At 38.8% G+C, this 24,896-nt stretch carries 19 protein-coding genes and 1 pseudogene; 1 reads left to right on the top strand and 19 read right to left on the bottom strand.

The window, feature by feature from the left end:
* Positions 1-240: 240 nt before the first annotated feature.
* The 5 genes from SSAL8618_RS02500 to SSAL8618_RS02480 all read right to left on the bottom strand — a co-directional run bounded on the left by SSAL8618_RS02500 (position 241) and on the right by SSAL8618_RS02480 (position 4,839).
* Entirely contained in the window at positions 241-891 is a 651-nt protein-coding gene (locus tag SSAL8618_RS02500) for a DUF6287 domain-containing protein (RefSeq protein ID WP_038675440.1), read from the bottom strand.
* 97 nt (positions 892-988) lie between these two features.
* A complete protein-coding gene (locus tag SSAL8618_RS02495; protein WP_038675438.1) occupies positions 989-2,308 on the bottom strand; it encodes a sensor histidine kinase in 1,320 nt (439 codons plus the stop codon).
* A complete protein-coding gene (locus SSAL8618_RS02490; RefSeq protein ID WP_038675437.1) occupies positions 2,305-3,039 on the bottom strand; it encodes a response regulator transcription factor in 735 nt (244 codons plus the stop codon). Before SSAL8618_RS02490 ends, SSAL8618_RS02495 begins: the two co-directional genes overlap by 4 nt.
* A 247-nt stretch (positions 3,040-3,286) precedes the next feature.
* Complete coding sequence (locus tag SSAL8618_RS02485) at positions 3,287-3,952, bottom strand: DUF6287 domain-containing protein (RefSeq protein ID WP_038675435.1); 666 nt, start codon at positions 3,950-3,952, stop codon at positions 3,287-3,289.
* Between the two features lie 134 nt (positions 3,953-4,086).
* Positions 4,087-4,839, bottom strand: coding sequence for a response regulator transcription factor (locus SSAL8618_RS02480; RefSeq protein ID WP_038675433.1), 753 nt, complete (start codon positions 4,837-4,839; stop codon positions 4,087-4,089).
* Positions 4,840-5,159: 320 nt separating this feature from the next.
* Here SSAL8618_RS02480 and SSAL8618_RS02475 point away from each other — a divergent pair.
* Positions 5,160-6,409: pseudogene (locus SSAL8618_RS02475) on the top strand (ISL3 family transposase).
* Positions 6,410-6,460: 51 nt separating this feature from the next.
* On the opposite strand, the gene SSAL8618_RS02470 reads toward SSAL8618_RS02475, so the two are convergent.
* The 14 genes from SSAL8618_RS02470 to SSAL8618_RS02415 form a co-directional block, all read right to left on the bottom strand.
* On the bottom strand, positions 6,461-9,016 hold the full coding sequence (locus SSAL8618_RS02470) for an SH3 domain-containing protein (protein ID WP_038675428.1): 2,556 nt from the start codon (positions 9,014-9,016) through the stop codon (positions 6,461-6,463).
* Between the two features lie 285 nt (positions 9,017-9,301).
* Positions 9,302-9,592 (bottom strand): hypothetical protein, encoded by a 291-nt coding sequence (locus SSAL8618_RS02465; protein WP_002885564.1) that lies wholly within the window; start codon positions 9,590-9,592, stop codon positions 9,302-9,304.
* A gap of 64 nt (positions 9,593-9,656) precedes the next feature.
* Entirely contained in the window at positions 9,657-10,349 is a 693-nt protein-coding gene (locus SSAL8618_RS02460; protein ID WP_038675425.1) for a DUF6287 domain-containing protein, read from the bottom strand.
* 138 nt (positions 10,350-10,487) lie between these two features.
* The gene (locus SSAL8618_RS10775; protein WP_257001917.1) at positions 10,488-10,682 is read right to left on the bottom strand and encodes a hypothetical protein; all 195 of its coding nucleotides are present in this window, start codon (positions 10,680-10,682) and stop codon (positions 10,488-10,490) included.
* Positions 10,603-11,412 (bottom strand): helix-turn-helix domain-containing protein, encoded by an 810-nt coding sequence (locus SSAL8618_RS02455; protein WP_257001916.1) that lies wholly within the window; start codon positions 11,410-11,412, stop codon positions 10,603-10,605. Before SSAL8618_RS02455 ends, SSAL8618_RS10775 begins: the two co-directional genes overlap by 80 nt.
* A 178-nt stretch (positions 11,413-11,590) precedes the next feature.
* Entirely contained in the window at positions 11,591-14,209 is a 2,619-nt protein-coding gene (alaS, locus tag SSAL8618_RS02450; RefSeq protein WP_013990152.1) for an alanine--tRNA ligase, read from the bottom strand.
* Between the two features lie 24 nt (positions 14,210-14,233).
* Positions 14,234-14,719 carry an LURP-one-related/scramblase family protein gene (locus SSAL8618_RS02445; protein ID WP_038675423.1) on the bottom strand — a complete coding sequence of 162 codons (486 nt, stop codon included), beginning with the start codon at positions 14,717-14,719 and terminating at the stop codon, positions 14,234-14,236.
* 131 nt (positions 14,720-14,850) lie between these two features.
* The gene (locus SSAL8618_RS10535; RefSeq protein ID WP_155274344.1) at positions 14,851-14,988 is read right to left on the bottom strand and encodes a hypothetical protein; all 138 of its coding nucleotides are present in this window, start codon (positions 14,986-14,988) and stop codon (positions 14,851-14,853) included.
* A 68-nt stretch (positions 14,989-15,056) separates the two neighbouring features.
* Complete coding sequence (locus tag SSAL8618_RS02440) at positions 15,057-16,199, bottom strand: peptidyl-prolyl cis-trans isomerase (protein WP_038675421.1); 1,143 nt, start codon at positions 16,197-16,199, stop codon at positions 15,057-15,059.
* Positions 16,200-16,260: 61 nt separating this feature from the next.
* Positions 16,261-16,968, bottom strand: coding sequence for an O-methyltransferase (locus SSAL8618_RS02435; protein WP_014633986.1), 708 nt, complete (start codon positions 16,966-16,968; stop codon positions 16,261-16,263).
* A 71-nt stretch (positions 16,969-17,039) separates the two neighbouring features.
* Positions 17,040-18,260, bottom strand: a complete 1,221-nt coding sequence (locus tag SSAL8618_RS02430; protein WP_038675419.1) for an L-lactate MFS transporter — start codon at positions 18,258-18,260, stop codon at positions 17,040-17,042.
* Positions 18,261-18,471: 211 nt separating this feature from the next.
* On the bottom strand, positions 18,472-20,277 hold the full coding sequence (gene pepF / locus SSAL8618_RS02425) for an oligoendopeptidase F (RefSeq protein ID WP_038675416.1): 1,806 nt from the start codon (positions 20,275-20,277) through the stop codon (positions 18,472-18,474).
* Between the two features lie 10 nt (positions 20,278-20,287).
* Positions 20,288-21,247 carry a competence protein CoiA gene (locus SSAL8618_RS02420; protein ID WP_038675415.1) on the bottom strand — a complete coding sequence of 320 codons (960 nt, stop codon included), beginning with the start codon at positions 21,245-21,247 and terminating at the stop codon, positions 20,288-20,290.
* Positions 21,248-22,548: 1,301 nt separating this feature from the next.
* Positions 22,549-24,486 (bottom strand): GbpC/Spa domain-containing protein, encoded by a 1,938-nt coding sequence (locus tag SSAL8618_RS02415; RefSeq protein ID WP_038675412.1) that lies wholly within the window; start codon positions 24,484-24,486, stop codon positions 22,549-22,551.
* Positions 24,487-24,896: the final 410 nt, after the last annotated feature.

Below are 24,896 nucleotides of genomic sequence, written 5' to 3'. Positions count from 1 at the left end.
CTTGATTGTAACATTAGGTGACAAATATTACAAGTATTTTACAGATTATTACTAAATATTTCTCACTTGTCCATTAGTATACCAAATTTATTTGACTTGTTCACACTTAAATCATAAACTGTCCAATTTTTGTCATAATCGAAAGTCGAAGCAAGCCATACTTATTTATTCGTAATTTTATTAGAAAAAAGTGAAAAAGATATAAAAAGATTGCTATTTGACTAGCAATCTTTTTTCATGTTAATTACGATAAAATGGATAATTTTCTGCATCATCACTTTGACCAATAACAAGATGGTCTGAATCGCCATTACCAGTTCCAGGAATAGCCCAAAAAGCTGCGCTATCAATATCAGAAGCAATTGTTCCTGAAAAATTTCCATTATTTAAATGTCCAGAATAGAGATGATAAGTATAACCACTCCCATTTTGTACTGTGCCATCTGGGGAAATTGTGACAAATTCTCCTCGAGAGTTTGTCCAAGTACCAGCGATTGAACTATAATCACCTGAACTTAGTTGCTTCCCATTTAATGATGATGTTTGTGTTTCTTCTCCTGTTTTTTCTTTTGTAGTCTCAGAAACACTTCCTGAAGATAAGACCGTTTCATTAGTATCTTTAGTTGCAGAATCTTTGGCAACAGAAGGCTCACTAACCTCAACTGTTGTATCTTCTGTGTCTTCATTTTTTACATGCGGGTTTGAATTTTTCTTATCCTTCTTAACAGCTTTGCTTGAGCTTGAAGATGATTTCTTAACCGTTTTAGCTGGGCTACTACTTGTGCTAACACGCGCTGACTCATGACTATTAAACTTAGTCACTAAGAAGACAGCGAGGATAACTACAATAAGAGCTGACACGATACCAATGAGTTTACTTGTATTTTTCATGAGTGATATCCCTTTTCTGATAATTTACTAGGTTATTATAATACAAATACAGCTAAATTTTTCATTGAAGTCATAAACGGTCGTTTTTTCGTCATAATCAAACCACATCTTCTATTTTTAGTGTCTGTTTAAAACGATAGTCTTTAGATTGTGTTAACAAAGAACAATTAGGATACTTCCCTAAAATCTCTCGAACAGTGGACAACCCTATACCACGTCCTTCTCCTTTACTTGAGCGACCAAGTTTAAAGATACCGACTGTATTGATAGATTCTTGAGCAATGGTATTCTCCACTATTACTACCTTTGTCTCTCCACTGATAAGAGCAACGTTCACTTGTTTAGTACTGCTATCCAAACTAGCCTCAATAGCATTATCCAAGAAGATGGACAGCACCGTTATGAAATCCAACAATTCCATCCTCGATACTTCAAAGACGTCGCTGACCTCAAGGTGAACGGTAATAGACTGTCCCTGTGCTTCCAAGATTTTACTAGCCAAGACACCTTTAACAGCTTCATCTTTAATATTAATCAAGTTGGCAATTTCGTACTGTTTTCCCTCAATCCGAGTCTTTGTTTTTTCAAGGATATTATCGTAGATATCGGAAATCATAGCTATATCTTTGGAGTCAATGCCATATTTGATACTAGACAAAACATTTAGGTAATCATGCCTAAATCGACGAAGATCAGTATAGAGTCTCTCGATTTGTTGGCTATAATGAGCCAAATCACTCATTTGCCTATCTTTTTGGAGTAGGACTTCTTCTTTCAGTCTCTCACTGAAGGTCGCATTGATATAAACAAGGGTCGCTAGAAAGAGTAAAGCATAGGTCACCACGAGATAAACATGCCAATCTCTTCCTCCAGGGCTCTGTTGCACAAAAAAGGTAATATATTGGAGAAGGAGGGCATAAGATAACATTGATATATCTATAAGCAATAAAAAGTACTTTGAAAATGACTTTCTAAAACCATAGTTCAACGCTTTGAAATCTACTTTTAAGGTCTTAATGATTAACCAAAACACAGGAAAGACTAGCAACTCAATGACAAGGTTTAAATGGAAATGGTTAAGTACTATCATATAATGACGATTGATGACTAAGGCAATCCCATAAATAATAAGATTGTGAACAAGACTTTCTATGACGATTGGAAACAAGCCATAGAAAATATCTAATAACCTATTGCCATAACGATTTCTGTAGAGGGAATAAACAACCAAGAAGGCATGCCCTAAAACATAGGATAGGGCTGGAGAAAGCACAAACAAAAATCGGATAATCAAGGGGATGATGATATACCATCTTAGCTTTATCTTCTCGGAGGTAATGTATTGATAAATGAGAATAAAGAGGATAATCTCCGCTAAAAAGTCTAGATTATCCAACAAAAAATTGATTGCTGTCATAGGCTGATTCTCTCAAGCAATTTCTTTAGTTTCAACTTTGAAACATAGCAAACGCCACCATTTTCAAAATAGACTGTCCCCGTACTTTTATCTAATTTGATGACATTTTCTGGGTTGATAAGGAAAGATTTGTGGCATTTAAACAGTCTAGGGTCACTCTTTTCGATTTGTGAGAGACTGCCATAAAACTCAATCTGCTCCTCTTTAGTATAAAGGATAACCTTATGAACAATATCTGACGTCTCAAAGTACAAGATATCATGAAAAGGAACCTGAATAACGGTCTTAGCATTCTCAATCCGAAAAGCGTCTTCTGGATTCTGACTCTGTATCTTTTTGCAGGTTAATAAGATAATACTTTCCACTCGCTTTTGAAAGTCCTCACCCTCCAAAGACTTATCAATAAAGTCTAGAGCTGCCAGTTGGTATTGAAAAGTTAAGGGAAGATACTCTGAATGAGTCGTGAAGAAAACAATATTGGCATAGGGATCATTCTTGCGAATCTGCTTAGCCACTTCCAAACCTTTTTTAGTATCGTCTTTAATTTGAATGTCCAAGAAAAAGAGCTGATGAGACCCTCGCTCGGTAATAGACTCTAACAGTTGATTGGGTTTGTCAAAAACCTCAAAGTCACCCACTTTAATATTATTTTTCTTAAGAATCGTATGAATAACCTCTTCAATACGATTTTGTTGGATAAAATGATCCTCTAAAACATAGATGTTAAGCATGGCATAACTTCCTTTAGCATAATCTTAAGAGAAATTCTAAGTTAGAGCATTTCTTTAATAAATGAACCTCTCTTATTTATTTAAAATGAGATTTTTTGTTCTCTTTACCTATTTTACAGTTTTATTACAAAAAAACAATAGTTTGTAACATTTTTTTGCTTCAATCAACTAAAAAAAACACCCCAAAAGTTAGATTTTATATGTCTAACTTTTGGGGTGCAGTTCATAAATAACAATCTTTTTCGTACTAGTTACGATAATAAGGGACACCTTCAGCAGTTTGGTCCTGACCAATAACAAGGTAATCAGAGCCGTTACTACCTCCAGAAACCGCTCTCAATGCAGCTGAGCTTGTATCTGAGAAGACTCCTGCATAAAAAATATTATCTGAAACTCTTTGAGGCTTCAATTGAGCAGTATAACCTGTTGAGTTTTTAATAATTGTACCATCAGAATTGATAGTCACTGATTCACCATTCGCATTAGTCCAAGTTCCCACAAGAGAGCTAATATCACCATTGTCAAGGGCACCAAAGTCAAGCGATGATTGACTATTATTTGTGTTCTTCTCAGATTTAGCCTTATCTGTTCCAGCTGCAGATTCAGCCACTTGTCCACCATCTGTAGCGACTGCTTGAGCTTGTTCTTGAGAGGAAACTTTAGGTGCTACTGCTGAGGCCTGATTGTCATTTTCTTCATTTGTGACTGCTGAAGATGATGATTGAACTGATTTCTTATCCTTCTTAACAGCCTTACTTGAGCTTGAAGATGACTTCTTAACCGTTTTGACTGGACTGCTACTTGTGCTAACACGAGCTGATTCATGGCTGTTAAACTTAGTCACCAAAAAGATAGCGAGGATAACTACGATAAGGGCTAATACTAAACCAATAAGTTTACTTGTATTTTTCATGAGTGATGTCCTTTACTGATAATTTACTCGGCTATTATAATACAAAAACAGCTAAATTTTTCATTGAAGTCATAAACGGTCGTTTTTTCGTCGTAATCAGAAAATAACATTTTAAAATAAAAATACTATATACATCAAACTGCCATGGGTTTTGGAACAAGCATCCTAGCAACAATCTCTTTTTGTTTAGCTTTTGAAACCAAGCATGACTCTCCGTTTTCAAAATAAATAATACCTAATTCTTTGTCCAATCTCACAATGTTTTCGGGATTTACAACAAATGATTTATGACATTTATATAGTCTGCAATCTTGTTTCACAATTTTTGACAATTGACCATAGAACTCAATTTGCTCTTCTGTTGTATGAAGAATCACCTTATGAACTGTTGGAGATGTTTCAAAATAGAGTATCTTATGAAAAGGAACTTGTATAGTTGCATGCTTTGTATCTATAGTAAAAGCACACTCTATTTGGCTCAGACCATTTTTAGAAAGTGCTAATCCAATATCAGAAATAATCCTATCTTCATATTCAATATCAGGCAAATTCTTGTCAATAAAATCAAGTGCAGCTAAGCGATACTGAAAGGTTGAAGGTAGGAGTTCGGGATGTGCTGTGATGAAAACAATACTTGCATACGGATCTCGCTCACGAATCTGTTGAGCAACCAATATTCCCCCTTCGACATCACTGTCAGATCCAATATCTAGAAAAAACAGTAAATGCGAGCCCCTTTCCGTAATACGCTCTAATAATTGATTGGGTTTATCGTATAAATCAACCTTCCCAATTCTTAAAATATATATTTGTTTAGACTTGTGGATGGCATCCTCAAGACGAGCTTGTTGAAAATAATCTTCTTCTAAAACAAAAATATCCAACATGCTCAGTACCTCCGTTTTATAACATTTTCTTTCAATAACTTGCTGAATTAGCTACTTGTAGAACTAATCCTATATTTTCACCTTGATTTTACAACTTTCTCTAATTTACAGCAAATGTTTCTAAAACATATTGAACAATATATTGATTCAACTCTTGAAACTAAAAAAACACCACCCTCAAAAGAGAGTGATGTTAAAAGGCTCTATAATTTCTGTAGTGGGTAAAACCACTGTAGAGATTATAGAGCTTTTTGAGTGTAAACAAAAAGTCCCATAAGAACTATAATGAAAAGCAACCAAACCATCATTAGGAAGAACTTATGAGACTTATTAAGAATACCACAGAATTAATCGGAATTAAAGACCCTAACATCATTATTTCTCTTGTTTTGGAAACTAATACTCATATCGAGATTCATGCAAAACTTGATTATTCTGCACCACCATGCCCTCATTGCCATGGAATGATGATCAAGTACGACTTTCAAAAATCTTCTAAAATCCCTCTTCTTGAACAAGCTGGAACTCCAACACTACTACGTCTGAAGAAACGTCGCTTCCAGTGTAAAGTGTGTAAGAGAGTAACGGTGGCTGAAACCTCAATCGTTGAGAAAAACCACCAAATCTCCAACCTTATCCGACAAAAGGTTGCACAACTTCTAACTGAGAAGGTATCACTAACGGATATTGCCAGAAGACTTCGTGTATCGACGTCCACTGTCTATCGTAAACTTGACCAGTTTACTTTCAAGGAACATTATGACAAACTCCCAGCTGTTATGTCCTGGGATGAGTTTGGGTTCAAGAAAGGTGAACTCGCTTTTGTGGCTCAAAACTATGAGACCAACAAACTCATAACCATCCTTGATAATCGCTGCCAAACTACTATACGAAACTATTTTTTGAAGTATCCATTGAAAGTCCGACAACAGGTACAGTTTATCACGATGGACATGTCAGGAGCTTATATTCCACTGGCTCGCAAACTCTTCCCTAACGCCAAAATTGTTCTTGATCGATTTCACATTATCCAGCACCTTGGACGTGCCTTTTTAAAGACAAGAATTGCCATTATGAATCAGTTTGATAAGAAGTCACTACCTTATCGAGCTTTAAAAAATCACTGGAGACTCTTCCAAAAGGACAGCCGTAAGTTATCTCTCAACCCTTTTTACTCAAAGACCTTCCATCAAACATTATGCCCACATGAAGTCGTTGAGAAGACACTGAATTTCTCAGAAGAACTCTCCAATTATTATAACCTCTATCAGCTTTTGCTTTTTCACTTTCAGGAGAAGAGGGGGAATGAGTTTTTTGAACTCATAGAGGAGAATATAAGCAAGGTCAATCATTACTTCAAAACAGTCTTTAGGACTTTTCGTAAACATAAACAATACATCAAAAATGCACTAGAAACACATTACTCAAATGCAAAATTGGAGGGGACCAATAAGCTTATCAAAGATATTAAACGTCTAGGCTTCGGTTTTAGAAACTTTATTAACTTTAGGAAGCGTGTTTTCATCACTCTGAACATACAAAAAGAGAAAACCTATCAGGTTCTCTCTAGATGTTAGCTTTTCGTCACCCACTACAGTTGACAAAGAGCCTGTTAAAACTCTTAAGAAATATCTACATAGCGTCTTGCACCGCTATAGGTTACATAAGACAACCATGTGTGTCCATCAGCTGTAAGGACCTTGTCATATCGAACGGACATGCCTTTATCATAGTAGGCTAACTCTGGGCTTGCAACGCTTGGTTGAGCCTTGATAGAGCTAGGTTTGGTAAAGGTATAGGTGCCAGTTGCCGCTAGGCTTGGACTTACTGGTTGAGTAACTGCTGTTGCCTTACCATCAATAGCAATGTATCGGCGGTTGCCTCCATGGCTGACATAAGAGAGCCATGTATGACCATCTGCAGTCACCAATCTGTCATAGTTAACGGACATACCAGCATCATAGTAGGCCAACTCTGAACTTGCCACACTTGGTTCTGCTTTAATGCTAGAGCGTTCTTTGAAAGTATAGGTACCAGATGATGGTGTGCTTGGTTGAACAGGTTGTTCTACTGGTTTAGTCACACTTGTTGGTGCGATAGCCACATAGAAACGATGTCCTGAATAGCTAAGGTAAGAAAGCCATGTATAGCCATCATTATTGACAACCTTGTCATAGTTGACTGACATACCAGCATCGTAGTAGCTAACATCTGGGTTGGCTACCAAAGGTTGAGTCTTGATGCCAGTACGGGCGGTAAAGGTGTATGAACCTGAAGCTGGAAGGTTGTGGCGGGTTGCATTTTGAACTGGAACAGTTGTGCTAGTGCCTCCGATACCTACCATTTTACCATCTTGGACATAGTAGAGATGGACAATGTATTCACCTGCTTCAGCCTTATGGTCACTAACATTGATACGAACCTTGTAGCTACCATCATTTTGTCTGCTAGCTTGGTGCCATACAAGATCGTCTTGACCGTTTTGAGCTGTCCAAACTGGAACACTTACGCCTTGGATAGCTTTATCACCACCAGAAACATTAGTGATATGAACGTCAAAACCAAGGTTAGAGAGATTTTCAATATTGATAGTACCGCTTGGTTTGCTTTCTTGTTGAGCAAGTTTAGACACGGCTACATAACGGCGGTTGCCATTGTAGCTGAGGTAAGAAAGCCATTGGTAACCATCACCACTGACAATCTTGTCGTAGTTGACTGACATGCCAGCATCGTAGTAGGCCAACTCTGGACTTGCCACACGAGGTTCTGCCTTGATGCTAGAACGTTCTTTGAAGGTGTAAGTTCCTGCATCAGGAAGGCTATAGCTAGTAGTTGTATGAGTTTCTTCAACTTTGGCAGGAACTGTGTAAGTTATGCCACCCACACCAACTAATTTACCATTAGTTTCAACATAGTAAAGATGAACATTGTAGAGGCCACGTTCATTCTTGTGGTCAGTTAGACTGACGTTAACCTTGTAGTTACCATTGTTAAGACGAGTCGCATTGTACCAGATGATGTCATCTTGACCATTCTTTTCAGACCAGATTGGAACAGATACCCCAAGGACACCGTTTTGATCTGAAACATTACTGATAACCACACTAAAGTCACCATTATCATGGCTTTCAATAGCAATATCGCCTCTTGGTTTAGCTACAGCCTCTGCTGCAGCACCTAGATCGACGTAACGACGAGTACCATTGTATGACACATAGGAAATCCAACGGTGGTTGTCAGCAAGCAAAGATCTATCGTAGTTGACTGACATGCCTGGATCAAAATTGAACTCAGTCTTGGCAGTCAAGCTAGGTTGGTTCTTCACATCTGCAGGTTTAGTAAAGTAATAAGTACCACGTTCAGGGATGACTTCATCTCTAGTTGCTTCAGTGGTGCTATTAGTGTTTTCAGCCTTCAATGCTGCGATATCAGCGTAGTAGCGTTCATAGTCGTAGCCAATGTAAGAAATCCATTGATGATTGTCTCTCTTCAAGACCTTATCATAGATAACATGGTCACCTGCACTAAAGACAAAGGCAGGTTTGATATCCATGATAGGCGCTGTACGAATTTCAGTTGTGCGACGGAAATAAAAAGTACCGTTTGATGGGATATCAAGAGAACCATCAGCAGTCACTGGACCATCTACACCAGGTTGACGTGTTTCGACAGCTTCACGCTCAGTACCTCTAACTTCTGCTACTTCTGAAGTTGCGGAACGGTTAGTCTCACTTGCTGCTTCAGAGCTAGCTACTGATGACACTTCAGAACGTGGACTAGCCACTTCTGATCTAGAAACAGTAGCAACAGCAGATGCAGAATGAGCAACCTCTGCCGGTACTTCCAAAGAAGCAGCCTCGCTAGCTACTACACTACTAGCTTCAGAAGAAGCAACTTCACTGCTGGCAAGCTTAGGTCTTGGCGCTTCAGATCTTGAAGCTGGTTGATTGAGGACATCGGTAACAGCTTCTGAAGTCGCCTGGTCGATTTGAAGTGGTTCAGAATTATTTACAAAAACTTCATAATCCTTGCTGGAACTTGCGCCATTGGCTTGTTCCTGAGCCAAAGCATGTCCACCAAGCATCAAGCTCGCACCAATCAAGACTGATGCAGCTCCAAAAGAATATTTACGAATTGAGTAACGTTGACGTTCCTTAACAACATATGCCTTTCTCATTTTGATCACTCTCACTTTCTAGGCTGTTTGATAAAACTTGGAACCGTTTTCACATTTCTATTATACCCCTTTGAAATATTTTTTACAATTATTTCAATATTATTACTAAACTTTATTTTGTAGAAAATTGATATCTAATTCTTTCAAATAACTATAATTAAGAAAACCCCCAAGAACTACCTGAGGGCTTTTGCTACATCTAATTCCTTGACACATTAAGCAAATCTGAATAGATTAATTAATTCATTCTGGGTTGATTTGACTATAGGTATCAATCTGGTCTAACTATGATTCATCATAGATGTATTCTTCTAAATGTTCAGTCACTGTAATCTCATCGCAGGAGCTAACATTTTGAAAGTCCTTAATGTAAACAATTTTATACTGATTTGGTAGAAGTAATGGAAAGGCAATTGGCTTTCCATTCTTACACACGCGAAACATCTGAAGGCTATCTGTTACGTTACTAATAAAGACAAACGGAAACAAATGAGGACTGGGAGAATCCAAATAGTGATAGGTCCCCTTTAAGGTACCACTAGTACTTCTCACTTCTCCATGTTCTTTTTGAGACATTTTTAAAGCGTACTCCTTCTACTACTTGTAATTTCCTTTTCTTAAGTACCGAGGGACAATACCATTAATCTAATTTATTGTAAACATGCATTCGACCATATATCGCATCAGAACCGAAACGAATCTGTCCATTACTATCAAAGAAAATTGGGTCACTAGTTGGTCCATCATTATGAGCAAATCCTGCTACATAACCGCCATCTTGAGCAAAACCATTAAAGAGCTGACTACTTGTATCACTATAACCACTTTCAGCACCAACACGGGTTACACTACCGGATGGGGATACTGTAATTGTGTCCCCTAAGTCATTTTGATAGGTACCAGCAACACTAGAGAAATCACCATTAGCCATTGCCGTAGCATCAACCACTGTGGTAGCTGGTGTTTGTTCCGCTGAAGCAGCTGGTTGTTCTGTAGGAGTTCCTTGATTTACTCCAGCTGTTTCTTCACTAGGATTTGTTGGAGCAACTTCTTGTTGAGTAGATCCAGCAACATTTCCGGCTGATGGTTGTGAAGCCGTTTCTCCAGAGGTTGCCTTTGAGACCTCTTCTGAACTAGAAGATTTTGTCTTTTGCTCAGACTTCTTCGTTTTTTCTTTTGAAGATGGTTTTGTCGATTTCACTTTCTGACTAACCTTACTAGAGCTCGATGTTAATGTAGCTTCCTTCTTGTTATTACCACATGCACCAAGTAATAGAACGGAAGTTAAAGCGAGTGCGGTTAAAGTTGTGAAACGTTTTGTAGCAGGTTTCATAATAATTCTCCTTATTACTCTATTTTAGACTGTGTCATTTTCAAAAATCTCAATGAAATAAGTTATATTCTTTAATTCTTCTTATGGGTATAATATACTGCATATTAGAAAAAAAGAACAGGACACGTATGTCCTGCTCTATTCTTTCATAGCATCTCTCATTTTCTCTGATATGATGTCAGTTAAAGAGGTGTCTCCTAGCAATCTAGCCAAGATTATCCCTTCTTGATAGGCCTTTTTAGCCTCAAAAATATCATTCTTTACAACATATAGATACTGTCCCTCTAGCATTCTCAAAATTGGTTTTTTCTGATAATCTTGAGTTTCCTCCATAATGTGATGCAGTTGATTGAATGCTACTTCCGATAAATGAAACTTTTTTTCGTTCATATTCAACTATTGGAACCATTAATAAGGCATCCCTAAGTAAAAATAGATACTCCGTGGGAATACTATCATAACTATTTATAAGATTCCTACAAATGGTATAAAAGGTCCCTTCACTAAACCCATCTGACCGCATACTATCACCATCTCCTAACGAGATTTGATATAGTTCTATAAGTAGTAGGTCATTGATAGTGTATACCCTTTTCTCACATAATGAAGGTAAACTCTTCTCCAATATGCTCATGCCAAATTTTTGGTGTGTCTTTGAAGTATATGAGTAAAGTTTTGACTGTAAAATATCAACGACCCTCTGTTCATCAACTGGCAAATCATCATAATAGATATCAATAATTTTACCCAGCTTTTCGTCTAGTTTCATTAGGTTATTTGGCTTATCTAAACTAGTCGCATGCATCAATTGATATTTGAGATTGAGGTATTCTACCGGCAACTTTGAGCCTATAGCCCTCTCTCCAAGCAATTCCGATAAAGATATATTCAGACGTCTTGCCAAGTGCTCTAAGGTCTCTAATTTAGGTTGAGACTTCCCTGTTTCTATACGTGTCAATTGCCGTACTGATAAAACCTCATCCCCTTCACAAAATTTTTCTTTAGTGAATCCTTGTGCTAATCTCAACTCTCTTAACCGATGACCAAAGTCTTGTCCAAACATCGCTAGCTCCCTTTTACTTGAAACTATTATAATTTTTATGATTTGTAATAGTATACCACCCAGTATTCACTATTTCAATTATGAAACGAAAATAATCATTACTTTCAATACCACTTACAAAGAAAAAAAGATAGGATTTTCATCCTATCTTTTCAAGTTACTTTTATTGTATCACATCTTAGAGCTGTTCTGCTACTGCTGAAAGAAGATCTTGGATACCATTGGCATCGCTACCACCGGCCATGGCCATATCTGGTTTACCACCACCACGACCTGATACGATTGGTGCGAGAACCTTGATAACATTACCTGCGTGAACATCTTTAGACTTGCTTGCTACAAGAACATTAACTTTTTCGCCAATGTGAGCTGCAAGGACAAGGACGTCAGAGTAGTCTGCTTGTTTCCATTGGTCCGCGAAGGTACGAAGGGCACCTGCATCAGAAACTTCTACTTGGCTAGCAATGTAACGAACACCGTTAGCTTCTTTAACATCTTTGAAGACGTCACCAGCTGCAGCTGCAGCTGCCTTTTCTTTAAGCGCAGCATTTTCTTTTTGAAGGGCATGCAATTGCTCTTGAAGGCTAGCAACCTTGTTAGGCACTTCTTTCAATTGTGGTGCTTTAAGTGTTGCTGCGATTGCTTTGAGGGCATCTTCTTCTTCACGGTAAGCAAGGTAAGCTTCACGTGATGTCACTGCCAAGATACGACGTGTTCCTGAACCGATACCTTCTTCTTTGACAATCTTGAACATACCGATTTCAGCAGTGTTGGCAACGTGCGTACCACCACAAAGCTCAACAGAGTAATCACCGATTGAAACGACACGAACATTCTTACCATATTTTTCACCAAAAAGGGCCATAGCTCCCATTGATTTAGCAGTGTCAATGTCTGTTTCAATAGTTGTTACTGGAGTGGCTTTCCAGATTTCTTCGTTGACTTGTTCTTCGATAGCACGCAATTCTTCTGGAGTTACAGCCTCAAAGTGAGTGAAGTCGAAACGCAAGAATTCTTGTTCATTAAGAGAACCAGCTTGAACAGCATGATCACCAACGATATTATGAAGGGCAGCATGCAAGAGGTGAGTCGCTGTGTGGTTCTTCATAACACGGTGACGACGTGTGTGGTCAATTTCAAGTTTGTAGTTAGCACCTACAACAAGTTCACCTTCAACCTCAACAGTGTGAAGGGCTTGTCCATTTGGTGCACGTTGAACATCAACCACACGCGCAACAACAGTACCAGCTGCATCTGAGATCGTACCGTGGTCTGCTACTTGTCCACCCATTTCAGCATAGAATGGTGTTTGTTCAAAGACAAGGAGTGCTTGACCAGAGTTAACACTATCATGACGAGCATCATCAGCAACGATAACGCTCAAACGGCTTTCAGCTGTTTCAGCTTCATACAAGAACTCAGATGGTTCAGTGATGTTGGCGAGGGTTTCATTTTGCATACCCATAGAACCACCTTTAACCACGCTAGCACGCGCACGTTCTTGTTGTTCTTTCATGGCAGCTTTAAAACCTTCATGGTCAATCTTGAAGCCTTCATCTTCAGCCAACTCTTCTGTCAATTCCACTGGGAATCCATAAGTATCGTAAAGTTTAAAGATGTCTTTACCTTCAAGCGTATCTTTACCAGATTTCTTAAGGTTAGCAAGAAGCTCGTCAAGCATGCTTGAACCTGCATCGATGGTACGTGCAAAGGTTTCTTCTTCACGTTTAACGATTTTTTCGATAAAGTCTTTCTTCTCAAGAACTTCTGGGTAATAGCTTTCCATGATTTGACCAACAGTTGGAACAAGTTTGTACAAGAAAGCATCAGAAATGCCGAGACGACGGCCGTGCATTACGGCACGACGGAGAAGACGACGAAGGACATAACCACGACCTTCATTACCTGGAAGGGCACCATCACCAATGGCAAATGCCAATGAACGGATGTGGTCAGCGATGACCTTGAAGCTCATTGTGTCACCATCTGGATCATAAGTTTTACCAGACATTTTTTCGATTTCACGAATGATAGGCATGAAGAGGTCTGTTTCAAAGTTTGTTTTAGCCCCTTGCATCACGGCTACAAGACGTTCAAGACCTGCGCCCGTATCAATGTTTTTATTAGGAAGTTCCTTGTATTCTGAACGTGGAACAGCTGGGTCTGCATTGAATTGTGACAAAACGATGTTCCAAATTTCAATGTAACGGTCGTTTTCAATATCTTCTTCAAGCAAACGGATACCAATATTGTCAGGGTCAAAGTCTTCGCCACGGTCAAAGAAGATTTCAGTATCTGGTCCTGAAGGTCCAGCACCGATTTCCCAGAAGTTATCTTCAATTGGAATCAAATGACTAGGTTCAACACCACAAGCAATCCAGCGGTTGTATGAATCTTTATCATCTGGATAGTAAGTCATGTAAAGTTTGTCTTTTGGAAAATCAAACCACTCTGGGCTTGTCAAAAGCTCATAACCCCATTCGATGGCTTCATCACGGAAGTAGTCACCAACTGAGAAGTTACCAAGCATTTCAAACATTGTGTGGTGACGAGCTGTCTTACCAACGTTTTCGATATCGTTGGTACGGATAGCCTTTTGTGAGTTGGTGATACGTGGATTTTCAGGAATCACAGAGCCATCAAAGTATTTCTTCAAAGTGGCAACCCCTGAGTTAATCCAAAGAAGGGTTGGATCGTTAACTGGAACCAAGTTAGCTGATGGTTCAACAGCGTGACCTTTTGATTTCCAGAAATCAAGCCACATTTGACGAATTTGTGCTGAAGTAAGTTGTTTCATTGTTTCTCCTTAATTAATTGTTTCTTATTTTGAGCTATTCTCGAGCATTTCCACATAGTCAATAGCAACACACAGGGAAATGGCCAAATCAGCGTAAGTATTTTCATAAACAGTAACAGTATAGGTCGATGTCAGATGGAAGAGCTCCTTTTGAATCCTAGCAACTACCTGATCTTGACTATTAAGCAGTTGAAAATTTAGGTCCCAAATATTCCCCTCTATTCGCAAGCCAAGATTATCGACATCATACTTATCACGAAGAAAGGTTAATTTTTTACGAATGTAAAAGCTCGAACCATCCTGTAAATCCACCGTAAATTTGGGTAAGAGACTAATAGGCTCCTTGGTGATATGACTGATCTCACGACCATCCTCGCCAAAAATCGTAAAGGTCTTTGGAATCTTAAAAAAGGATCCTTCAACCTGATAGGCAACTCTACCTTGATCATCCTTGATATCAAAGCGTTCACCCCCCAATCGAAACTTCTGTTTGACAAAATAGGTTTTCATACGCCACCTCCAATAATGTCATACATTCATTCAAAAAATACTAAAAGAATAAAAGACAAGACCACTAAACGAAGGGCGACGTGAACCGCGGTACCACCTTCATTCAATGAACTTGTCATTCTTATTTGTCTTTAATTGTGAACTTTGAGTAGCAAGTAACCAGATTCGTCCATGGCTCGCAGCGACCGCCATTTTTCTGTATCAGAAGCGATGATTACCAATCTCAAAGGGATGGCCAAAAATGTCATGATATTAGAACTTTTAGCCACTCTTCATTTTAACGTGTTTTAGGTCTTAGGTCAAGCTGATAATAGCATTATCAACTCTATCTTGTGATTTATTTGCTAGAGCTTGATGATGAACTTGATGAAGCCCCAGAACCAGTCACATACTGGTCAAGAATTGCGCTGAAGGCCTTGTCTACAACTTTAACATTGTATTTCTTAAGGACCTTAGCAATCACTGAGTTAGTGAAGTTAGTATCAGCTTTCTTACCATTGATGATAACCTTAGTCAAATCATCCTTATAGTTTTTCCAATCTGCATTTTTCTCAGCTTTTGAAACAGTTTTAACGATGTAGTAAGTTGCAGCACCAGTTGAGCTGTTTGAAACAGTCACTACGTCAGAAACAGCATTAGCATCTTGTTTGAAGGCTGCTGTCAAAACATCTGCTGGGAAGTCTTGAGAAGCCGAGTTAACTGTCTTAGAAGCCACTTCCAAGCTGTTATCTTTAGCAACTTGTGAGAAGTCTGCTCCTTCTGCCTTAGCTTCAGAGTCTACCTTATCTGCCACTGCTTTATCAGTAGTTGAAACCACTTGTACCTCTGTATTTGGTGTGTAGTTATCATAGGCGGCCTTGTAATTTGCTTCCGTCAAATCTTTTTGTGCGGCTTGGTTAACAGCATACTCAACCAATTTTTGTGTACGGATTTGCGTACGGTATGACTCTTCTGTTTGACCATAGGCTGCAAGTACTTGTGAGAATTGATCTCCGTATTGTTCTGAAGCTTGCTTATAAGCTTTGTCTACGTCTTCTTTGCTGACTTTGCTACCATATTCTTTTTCAAGAGCCTTTTGCAAAGTTGCACTCAAAACACTTTGTTGTGTTTGGCTGCTACCTTTAAGTGAATCAAAGACATCACCGACAGTAACAGTATCACCTTTCATAGATACCAAAGTAGTTTCTTCAGTTGTTTCGTTACCTAGAGAAACATACGTAATACCTGCACCAACGAGAGCTGAAACAGCTACAAGGGCAAGACCTCCGAGGAAGCGGCCACCTGAGCTTGGTTTACCAGCATCACGTGTCTTTTTCGTTTTAGCACGTTTAGCTTTTTCTTTCGCTTTTTCACTAGCGAGGGCGATGCTTTCCTCTTCTTCTTTTTGGCGATCAAGATGCTCTTGTTCTGCGTCTTTGTCTGCTACAACCTCTTCAACAGTTTCTTCTGTCGACTCAAGGTTTTCATTTTCTTTAGCCATTCTATCTACTCCTTAAATTGTCAATATCTTTGTTATTATACCACACTTACTTAAATAATGCTTAATCTGGCAAGATAATATTTTCAGAATTTTTCCGAAGCATAAGAAGTCCGTCACTCATAGGTACCAAACTAGCAGTCAAACCAGGGTTATCTAAGGTCGCATCAAAAAGACGATGCAAACCACGGTAAATCGTACGCTGACCACGACGAACCTCCATGATGTCTTTGGCAATATCCCCCCCTTGGAAGATATCATCAAAGACAATGACACCACCTACCTTGAGACGTTTTAGGATTTCAGGCAGAAAGACGATATATTTAGACTTGGCTGAGTCCATAAAAACAAAATCATAATCAGTGTCCAAATCTTGCAAAACTTCTGCTGCATCACCTTCGACCAAGGTAATTTGTTTGCGGCTGTCATACTTGGCTAGATTTTCCTTGGCAAAGCCAATCATTTCTTCATTACGATCAACCGTCGTAATCTGAGCATCAGGGGCGTACTCAGCCATAAGAAGAGCTGAAAAACCAATAGCAGTTCCTACCTCAAGGATTTTCTTAGGCTGCAAGGTCTGTAACAAAAATCGGAAATAAGCAACAACTTCGTGCTGGATAATTGGAATATTTTCCTTACGAGCAAAGGCCTCCAGCTCAGCCAAATGCCCTTTATTTTCCTGAAGATGCGTTCGCATGTAATCCACGATATCCTTGTTTACTACTGGGCGACGCATGTTGTGATTTGCGTTTTTACTATATGATTTAACCATGTGTTTTATTATATAAAAAATCCCTAGCGAGTGCTAGAGATTTTTCTTATCTATAACTCAAATCCTCATCATTAGACTACTTGACGAATAACCTTCTTTTTCAAGAGGTAAGCAATAACTAAAGCTACCACGTAAAGAGCAATGAAAACAAGCAAGGTCATCTGGTAAGATTTTGTCAATTCATAGGTTACCGACAGGAGCATTGGTCCCACCAAGGCTGCCATAGCCCAGGCAGTCAGAATATAACCATGAAGGGTAGCCAATTCCTTTGCCCCAAAGATATCGCTAAGGTAGGGAGGAATCAAGGAGAATCCTGCCCCGTAGCAAGTCATCAGAACAGCCATCGCAACCACAAAGACAAGTGGAACTTGCAGGACAATTAGGAGGATAGCCATAACGACATTAACCACAAAGAGGAGGATAAAGGTCTTCGGACGCCCAATATAATCCGACAAGCCTGCCCACAGAAGGCGACCAAAACCATTAAAGATTCCCATAACACCGACAACAACTGCCGCTGATTCCGCTGACATCCCAACCATATCTTGAGCCATTGGAGAAATAGCAGAGACAAGGGCTAAGCCACATGAAATATTGATAAACAAGATAAGCCATAACCAGTAGAAAGTTGACGATTTCAGGGCCTCATTAGCCGTAACTCCCTTGCTCAAATCAGCAGCCTGACGGTTCGGACTCTTGTCAGCCAACAGTTGTGCTTCCTCTACACTTGGTCGTTTAATGAATTGTGAGACAAAAAGCATAACAACAAAATAAACGACTCCCAAGATATAAAAGGTCTGTTCAACGCCACGTGCCTGAATCAGATATTGGGCAATGGGACTGGTTAACAGCGAGGCAAAGCCAAAGCCCATAATGGCAAGTCCAGTCGCAAGGCCACGCTTATCAGGAAACCACTTAATAATGGTTGAAACAGGCGTAATATAACCCACACCCAGTCCTAGACCACCAAGAATACCATAACCAAGATAAAGCATCCACAGCTCTCCATGAGCAATAGCAACTCCTGTCAGAATATTTCCCCCAGCATAGAGAACCGCCGACATACTTCCAGTCACCCTAGGACCAAATTTTTCAACCAGACGCCCCATGAAAGCTGCAGAAAGCCCTAGACAAAAGATAGCCAACGAAAAGGCAAAAGAAACTGAAGATTGATCCCAGCCAGTCTGGGCCATAATAGGATTACGATAGATACTCCAAGCATAGGTAGACCCCAACATGAGATGGAGTAAGACACCACACGTTGCTACAAGATAACGATTGGTTGTTTTCACAAAAACCTACTTTCTATTTCTGAACATTATTCACTTATCAACTATAAAACGTTAGGTTTTTAGTCTATCATGAATATAAACTAGGGGCTATAAATATGCTCATCCATATATTTCCATATCAATTAGAACTTATATTCTAGTAAATGTTCGTTTTTAAACATAAAAAGAATCATCCTGATTCAGAATGATTCTCTCTTATAGTGACTTCTTTTTAAGAAAGGTGAACACCTTTTTCAACCAAGGCTTCTAATTCAACGAGACGGTCTTCAAAAACTTTGAAGGCAGCATCCAAGTAGTCGGTATTGGTCATATCAACACCAGCTTTCTTGATGACTTCCAAAGGATAGTCTGAGCTTCCCGCCTTAAGGTAAGTAAGGTAAGCTTCCTTATCTTCTTCAGTACCATGAACAATTTTTTCAGCCAAGTAGCTTGCTGCCGCAAACCCTGTAGCATATTGGTAGACATAGTAATTCATGTAGAAATGCGGAATACGTTCCCACTCAAACTGAATTTCGTAGTTATCTTCAGCTTTGAGGTTATAGTATTTCTCATTGAGGTCTGCGTAAAGCTTATTCATGAAGTCCGCTGTCAAGATTTGACCAGATGCATCTGCCTCATGGATAGCATGTTCAAACTCGGCAAATTGTGTTTGACGGAAGACAGTTCCCTTGAAACCATCCAAATAGTGGTTAAGAATAGCAAAACGTGTCTTGTCATCTTTAACCTCTTTAAGCAGCGTTTCTGTCAAGATATTTTCATTGGTTGTAGACGCAATTTCTGCCAAGAAGATTGGGTAATCTCCGTAAACATATGGTTGAGTCTGACGTGTGAAAGTTGAATGCAAACTGTGGCCAGTCTCGTGAACCAAGGTAAAGAGATTATCCAAAGTGTCTTGCCAGTTCAAAAGCATGAAGGCATTGGTATCATAAGCCCCACCTGAATAGGCCCCTGAACGTTTGCCTTTGTTAGGGTGAACGTCAATCCAACGTTCCGTAAAGGCTGCATGAACCCCTTTACTATACTCTTCACCAAAGATTGCCAAGACTTCTTCTGCTTTCTTGAGGGATTCTTCATAAGTAAGAGCAGTTTCAGTCTCAGAAAGTGGTGTATAAACATCATACATCTTAAGCTCGTCAAGCCCCAAGACCTTCTTACGCAAATCAAGGTAACGGTGCAAAAGTGGCAAATGCTTGTTCACTGATTCCAAGAGTGAGTCATAAACACTCTCTGGAATAAAGTTAGCCGCAAGTGCTGGATGACGTGCTGAATTATAGTGACGAACTTTGGCTTGGTAATTGTGAACCTTGACAACGCCTTGGAGTGTTTGCGCATAAGTATGTTGGAACTGCTCGTAAGTCCCATACATCGCTTCATAAGCTCCCTTACGAATGTCACGGTCCTTAGATTCCATAAGAGTGATAAAGTTACCATGTGTCAACTCAACCACATCTCCTTGACCATCTGATACCCATGGAAAGAGGATATCAGCATTATCCAAGACATTGAAGGTATCCGTTGGACCGTTGAAAATATCACCAGCTGCTGCCAAGAGCTCTTCAGCTTCTTGGGAAAGAACGTGGTCCTTGTTTGCCAAAAGGCGTTCGAAATAGTGGTCATAAAGTCCAAGACCTGGCTCTTGCTCTTTAAATTCAGCTAATTTCTTATCATCCAAGGCCATAAATTCAGGCTCAAAGTAAGCAAAGGCTTCACTCAACTGTGAGTAAAGGTTTGAGGCCTTAGCTTGGTACTCTTGGTAAAGCCCTACTGTTGTGTCTTGGTCATTTTTCATTGACGCATAGACATAGATTTTCTCCAAGCGACGCATAAGACTCATATAAAGTTCTGTTGCCTCAAGCAAGTTCTTAGCAGAATCTAAGAGATGACCTGCATAAGCACTAGCCTTCTTCAAATCCTGAACAGTGCTTTCATATTCAGTCTCCCAATCTGCATCTGTCGCAAAAATGGTCGTCAAATCCCATGTGTATTTCTCTTCTAAATGAGCACGATTGTCTGACATAATATTCTCCTTAATTGTATCTATTCTTTACTATTTTAGCATAAAAGGTGGGAGGGTAGAGAGTTTGTCGATAAGAAAAACGCCTTTTTCGATAATATTGCTTAAAAAGCTTTTCAAAACCTTCAAGTGACTGTCTAATTTGTACAAAACCCTGCTTAGATTCTGGAAATCTCACTTGTGGAAAAAAATCCTGATCAGACAGGCATAACAAATTCATTCCCTTAAGATAGGCTTCTTCCTGCCTTCTCATCCACCTTGGATTTTTCCCCATTAATTCTCGTTGAATCACATGTGAGACCTTCTTTCGCTGAGTTACTTGATAAGTCTCAACCTGCTCTGCTTGATAAGGAAAACGTAAAACTGTCATGAGATTTTCGGTTAACGGCCAGGCCTTAGTTAAATAATAGACTTTCCCAAAAATATCCTCATAGATGAGATACTTAAGTCTAATTTCCTCACGCTTCCAATCAAGCTCCCATAGGTGAAATCCTATCTTAGCCGTAAAATAGAGAAAGTCCCGCTGTAAGTCTGTTAAACGTCCATTCAACCAGAGTTCCTCACCCAAAAGCCAACGCACTTCGTAACCTGCTTGGTGATAGGCACGTGTCCTCTCTCTCAAACGTTGCTGGGATAACCGAGAACACTGAACTTCTAGAGCCAGGGAGTCTCCAACAAATAAATCTGCAATTTGCCCCATCTCAGACAAAACCTTTTCAATACTTACTTTTTCACCATGATTAACCAAAGATTTATACAAAGCTGACTTAAGGGATAAATGTTGGGCCGATTCATTCTCAGAGAAGAACTGACAATTTTGCAAAGACTTATGAGCAAAATGTGGACACATTACCTGGCCATGCCTCAACAGGACAACTCCCTGGCAACCAGGACAGCTATAGGATTCCTTACGTTGCAAACTGGTTTCTAGAGCTGAAACGAGGTTTCCCTCCTGATTTCTTGCAATTAACATGACTCTCTCCTTCGTGCACTCTCTTACTTATTCGTAAAAGAATTCACAAAATAAAAAAACATCTAGATTACTCTAGATGCGTCCCCCATTCAAACTGAAACTTGCTCCCTGCTGTATGGAAACTTAGGTTTATAGGTGTATTGCTTACCTTGGGATACAAGTGCCGCTCAGTCCATTTGATCTCTTTTCAAAAATCTCAATTCTTCAAGGAAAATCCCCCAATTTTCCTTGGAATAAAGATTTTGAAAACAGTTTCTATCCCACATAACCATTAAAAATAGCTATTGTAGCATAGACAGATGCTCTCACAAACATCTGGTCAAATTCCGTCACTGAAGCATCATCCCAATATGCTTATCACCCTTTTGTTCCGCAATCCCACTAAAAACTTAATCCTTGAGTTGATAATGAGATAAAACAATTTTTAGACTTTTACAAGTTAAAGTCTTTATTTACTAACATTGAACCACCATTTCCCTAGGTGCAGTTCAATACCAACAAACGCAAAATCGTGTTGGTTCAAAATGGTTTCTAGTTAAGAGTATCTTGTGATTGATAGTCAGTCAATCTGAAGAACTTTCCCTCTAGCTTCTTTACGCAGCACGTCATACTGCTTACAAGATACTATTTCCTAGAAGAGTATTGGCTAAAAACGCCACTCTCAAAACATACCACCTATCAGTCATTAGGTTTAGTCCACCTTCTGATAGGTATATTAGCAGTTACTGCTTTATTTTCTTTTCCTCTTCGCTTTTGACGATTAGTCTCTACCGATTCTGCTGTTTTTGAATCTGTCGTTTGCTCTACACGGATTAAAAATACCGCTAGCTCCCGCTACGATGATGCTGATGTATTAAATCGATTAATCTAATTTTTTGCTGTTTAAATCTTCTCTTTTTTAAATCATCACAATGAAACATTGGAATTTGATAACTTAGAATTCCAGATTCTAAGCTAGTCCTTTTTGACTAGGGAGTCACCCTGCCAAAAAAACAAACTCTTCCTAACACAATCTATTATACTGTATTATAATTTTTTGTCAATTAATTTATTTCATATTTTTTGAAAATAATATTTACCCCCTTGTTTTACACATAGTTAACTATAAAGAAAAGCTTATAATATAGGCTTTTCTTGCGATTTTGAAAAAATTAGAAAATGTATATCTGTTTTTCTTTTTTCAGTCGAAATCAAGTAATTTCAGTAAATGTCAGAAAATTTCATCTTTATTATTTCTGGTTAACTTGATTTTTCCAAACTAAAAAAACTAGGAAATTTTCCTAGCTTTTTTATGTATTATCTTAGTGTTTACGTTTGTAAGTTGAAATACCGAACAAGGCTAAAGCTGATGTCACCATAGCTGCACCTGCTGCTGCAGAAGCTGCTGTTGATTTTTCACCAGTAGCTGGAAGAGCTGGAGCTTCTTCTTTTACAGGTACTGATGTTGGTGTTACAGGTTTACCTGGTGTAGGTTCTGTTGGAGTTGTTGGTACTTGAGGTTTTGGTTTCTCAGTTGTTTCTTCAACAGATACAAAGTTTTTGTGGTAAGTAACTTTTGCTGAAACAGTATTTGGAAGAACAGGTTTGTTTGGTTCTTCTGGCAATTCAGGAACAACTACTGTTGAGTTAGTTGCAAACCAGTAAGCAGTTGGAACGTTAAGGTTATTTCCACTTACGATGAAGTCCATTGGTTCACCCTTGAAGATTGTTGCAGCAGCACCATAGTAGGCATTCTTCGTACGAGGTGTTCCGTCTGGGTTAATAGCATCCCAACCTTCATCTGTAACTTCACCAGTTGTTGGATCAACTGTTGGGTCACTGTTAAAGCGTGAACCGTTAGCCACAAATTCGTTATCATTTGTTGCATAAGCATAACCATCTTCATGTAAAGTGATAGATGAACCAGGAATTTGAACGTATTCATTACCATTCAAACCAACTTTTTCAATGTGGTTTCCAAGCTCAGTGTTCCAGTGGTTAAGTGATGAGATACTCAAAACTGATCCGTTCTTAGACAAATCAAGTGGTGTCACTGATGACTCAGAATCAAAGAAGTTCAAGTTCATCTTAACGTGAAGTTTTTTGTTAGTGTCGTCAGTTTGTGAACCAATGAAAAGTGTCTTAGTTGGATCGTGGTACAACTTAACAATGGCTGAACCATCTGTACTTGGTGTTTCTACCAAAGTGTAAGTTGCAACAATTTTCTTAACTGGAGTACCATTGAATGATGTTCCGTTTAGGTTGTTGTATGTTACAGTCAATGTTTGACCTGTAGCCATCTTCAACCATACATCTTCAGTGTATTCACCGTCAGCATTGATAGTGTATTGTGTACCGTTAGCTGCACTAAAGTCACTTGGAATGTAACGAGATGTGTTGAATTGTTCAAGGATTTCATCTACTGAGTGACCTGATTGGATTGTTTTATCCAAGTAGTCAACAGAACCTGCTGAGTTTTCAACAGTCATAGTGGCATCAGATTCTGTTTTATAGATCAAGCCAGTAGCATTTTCAGCCAAGCCTTTTGTCAAAAGACGAGCTGTTGTTCCACCAGTGTACTCTTTGTATGATTTTTCCCAAGCAGCATAAGCAAGAACGTCTTGGTAGTATTTATCCAATTGTGTCTTGTAATCTGCAAGTTTTTGTTTATATTCTGAAACCGCAGTTGTCAAAGCTGTTGTTTGAACTTTATTGTCATTGTTAGCAGCTTCAACGCTAGTGTGTTTAACACCTGCTTCTTCTGTAGCTGTGAATCCCCCTGTTGCAACAACATTTGCTTTAGCAGATGTAAGAGCTGCATCAGCTTCTTCACGAGTCAATTTATTTTCAGAAACAACTGTATTTGAAGCTTCTTGAGCATCTTTAGCTGCTTGATTTTGGACAGCTTTAACATCAGCAGAATCTTTTGATGCTGCTGCAGTCGTTGTTGCAGCTTCAACAGCATTATCGAAGTCAGGATTTGAAACTTCAGCAATAGCTTTAGTTGTTGTTTTTACAGTAGTATCTGTTTCAGTAGTAGTTTTTTCTTCTGTTCCAGGTACTGTAGTAACAACTGCTGCATCACCTGTTGTTTTAACAAGGTTAGCACTTGATTCTGCAGCCGTATTTGATACGGTTGCATCAGTATCAGTAGTTGTTGTTACATCTTTAGCTTCATCCGCAGCTGCTACGCTTGTAGCCGCGAGCCCTGCAAGCAATACGCTTGAATACAATGTTGTTTTAAATGGATTGACTTTCATTTACACTTTCTCCTTCTTGGTTAACATTTTATTAACCTATTTTCTTCACCGTTTAATATACTACCGTGATTTTCAAAATTTGGCAATAGTTTTCTGAAAAAAATATTATATATTTGCTACATGTTTTTAAAATTTGACACACTTTTGTTATATTTTAATCATTTCTTTACAATAAAGAGTAATTAGTAAGGATTTTACAGAGTTTTTTACTTAATACTTTCTTATAACTGTTCATTTATTTCTCATAATAAACTGTTTCAACGATAGAATAGGCTTCCTATTAGAAGCAGGTCATCAATAACTGGCCTCTTCATAACTAAAAACACATAAAAAATACCTTCAAGACCTTGACTTTAAGCGTTTTTCGTCGTATGCTTGAAAAAAATGTTAAGAAAGTTGGGGGACTTTTC

Source organism: Streptococcus salivarius, assembly GCF_000785515.1.
Classification (GTDB): domain Bacteria; phylum Bacillota; class Bacilli; order Lactobacillales; family Streptococcaceae; genus Streptococcus; species Streptococcus salivarius.
The sequence above is the reverse complement of the archived record's forward strand: the minus strand, read 5'-3'. Positions and strand labels throughout refer to the sequence as shown.

What these genes read in the sequence shown, in the direction of transcription:
- SSAL8618_RS02460 (WP_038675425.1), bottom strand. Translation starts at nt 10,349, where the DNA reads ATGAAACCTGCTACAAAACGTTTCACAACTTTAACCGCACTCGCTTTA.
- SSAL8618_RS02485 (WP_038675435.1), bottom strand. Translation starts at nt 3,952, where the DNA reads ATGAAAAATACAAGTAAACTTATTGGTTTAGTATTAGCCCTTATCGTA.
- SSAL8618_RS02490 (WP_038675437.1), bottom strand. Translation starts at nt 3,039, where the DNA reads ATGCTTAACATCTATGTTTTAGAGGATCATTTTATCCAACAAAATCGT.
- SSAL8618_RS02435 (WP_014633986.1), bottom strand. Translation starts at nt 16,968, where the DNA reads ATGGTTAAATCATATAGTAAAAACGCAAATCACAACATGCGTCGCCCA.
- SSAL8618_RS02420 (WP_038675415.1), bottom strand. Translation starts at nt 21,247, where the DNA reads ATGTTAATTGCAAGAAATCAGGAGGGAAACCTCGTTTCAGCTCTAGAA.
- SSAL8618_RS02440 (WP_038675421.1), bottom strand. Translation starts at nt 16,199, where the DNA reads ATGGCTAAAGAAAATGAAAACCTTGAGTCGACAGAAGAAACTGTTGAA.
- SSAL8618_RS02470 (WP_038675428.1), bottom strand. Translation starts at nt 9,016, where the DNA reads ATGAGAAAGGCATATGTTGTTAAGGAACGTCAACGTTACTCAATTCGT.
- SSAL8618_RS02480 (WP_038675433.1), bottom strand. Translation starts at nt 4,839, where the DNA reads ATGTTGGATATTTTTGTTTTAGAAGAAGATTATTTTCAACAAGCTCGT.
- alaS (WP_013990152.1), bottom strand. Translation starts at nt 14,209, where the DNA reads ATGAAACAACTTACTTCAGCACAAATTCGTCAAATGTGGCTTGATTTC.
- SSAL8618_RS10775 (WP_257001917.1), bottom strand. Translation starts at nt 10,682, where the DNA reads ATGGAGGAAACTCAAGATTATCAGAAAAAACCAATTTTGAGAATGCTA.
- SSAL8618_RS02465 (WP_002885564.1), bottom strand. Translation starts at nt 9,592, where the DNA reads ATGTCTCAAAAAGAACATGGAGAAGTGAGAAGTACTAGTGGTACCTTA.
- SSAL8618_RS02455 (WP_257001916.1), bottom strand. Translation starts at nt 11,412, where the DNA reads ATGTTTGGACAAGACTTTGGTCATCGGTTAAGAGAGTTGAGATTAGCA.
- pepF (WP_038675416.1), bottom strand. Translation starts at nt 20,277, where the DNA reads ATGTCAGACAATCGTGCTCATTTAGAAGAGAAATACACATGGGATTTG.
- SSAL8618_RS02495 (WP_038675438.1), bottom strand. Translation starts at nt 2,308, where the DNA reads ATGACAGCAATCAATTTTTTGTTGGATAATCTAGACTTTTTAGCGGAG.
- SSAL8618_RS02445 (WP_038675423.1), bottom strand. Translation starts at nt 14,719, where the DNA reads ATGAAAACCTATTTTGTCAAACAGAAGTTTCGATTGGGGGGTGAACGC.
- SSAL8618_RS02500 (WP_038675440.1), bottom strand. Translation starts at nt 891, where the DNA reads ATGAAAAATACAAGTAAACTCATTGGTATCGTGTCAGCTCTTATTGTA.
- SSAL8618_RS02415 (WP_038675412.1), bottom strand. Translation starts at nt 24,486, where the DNA reads ATGAAAGTCAATCCATTTAAAACAACATTGTATTCAAGCGTATTGCTT.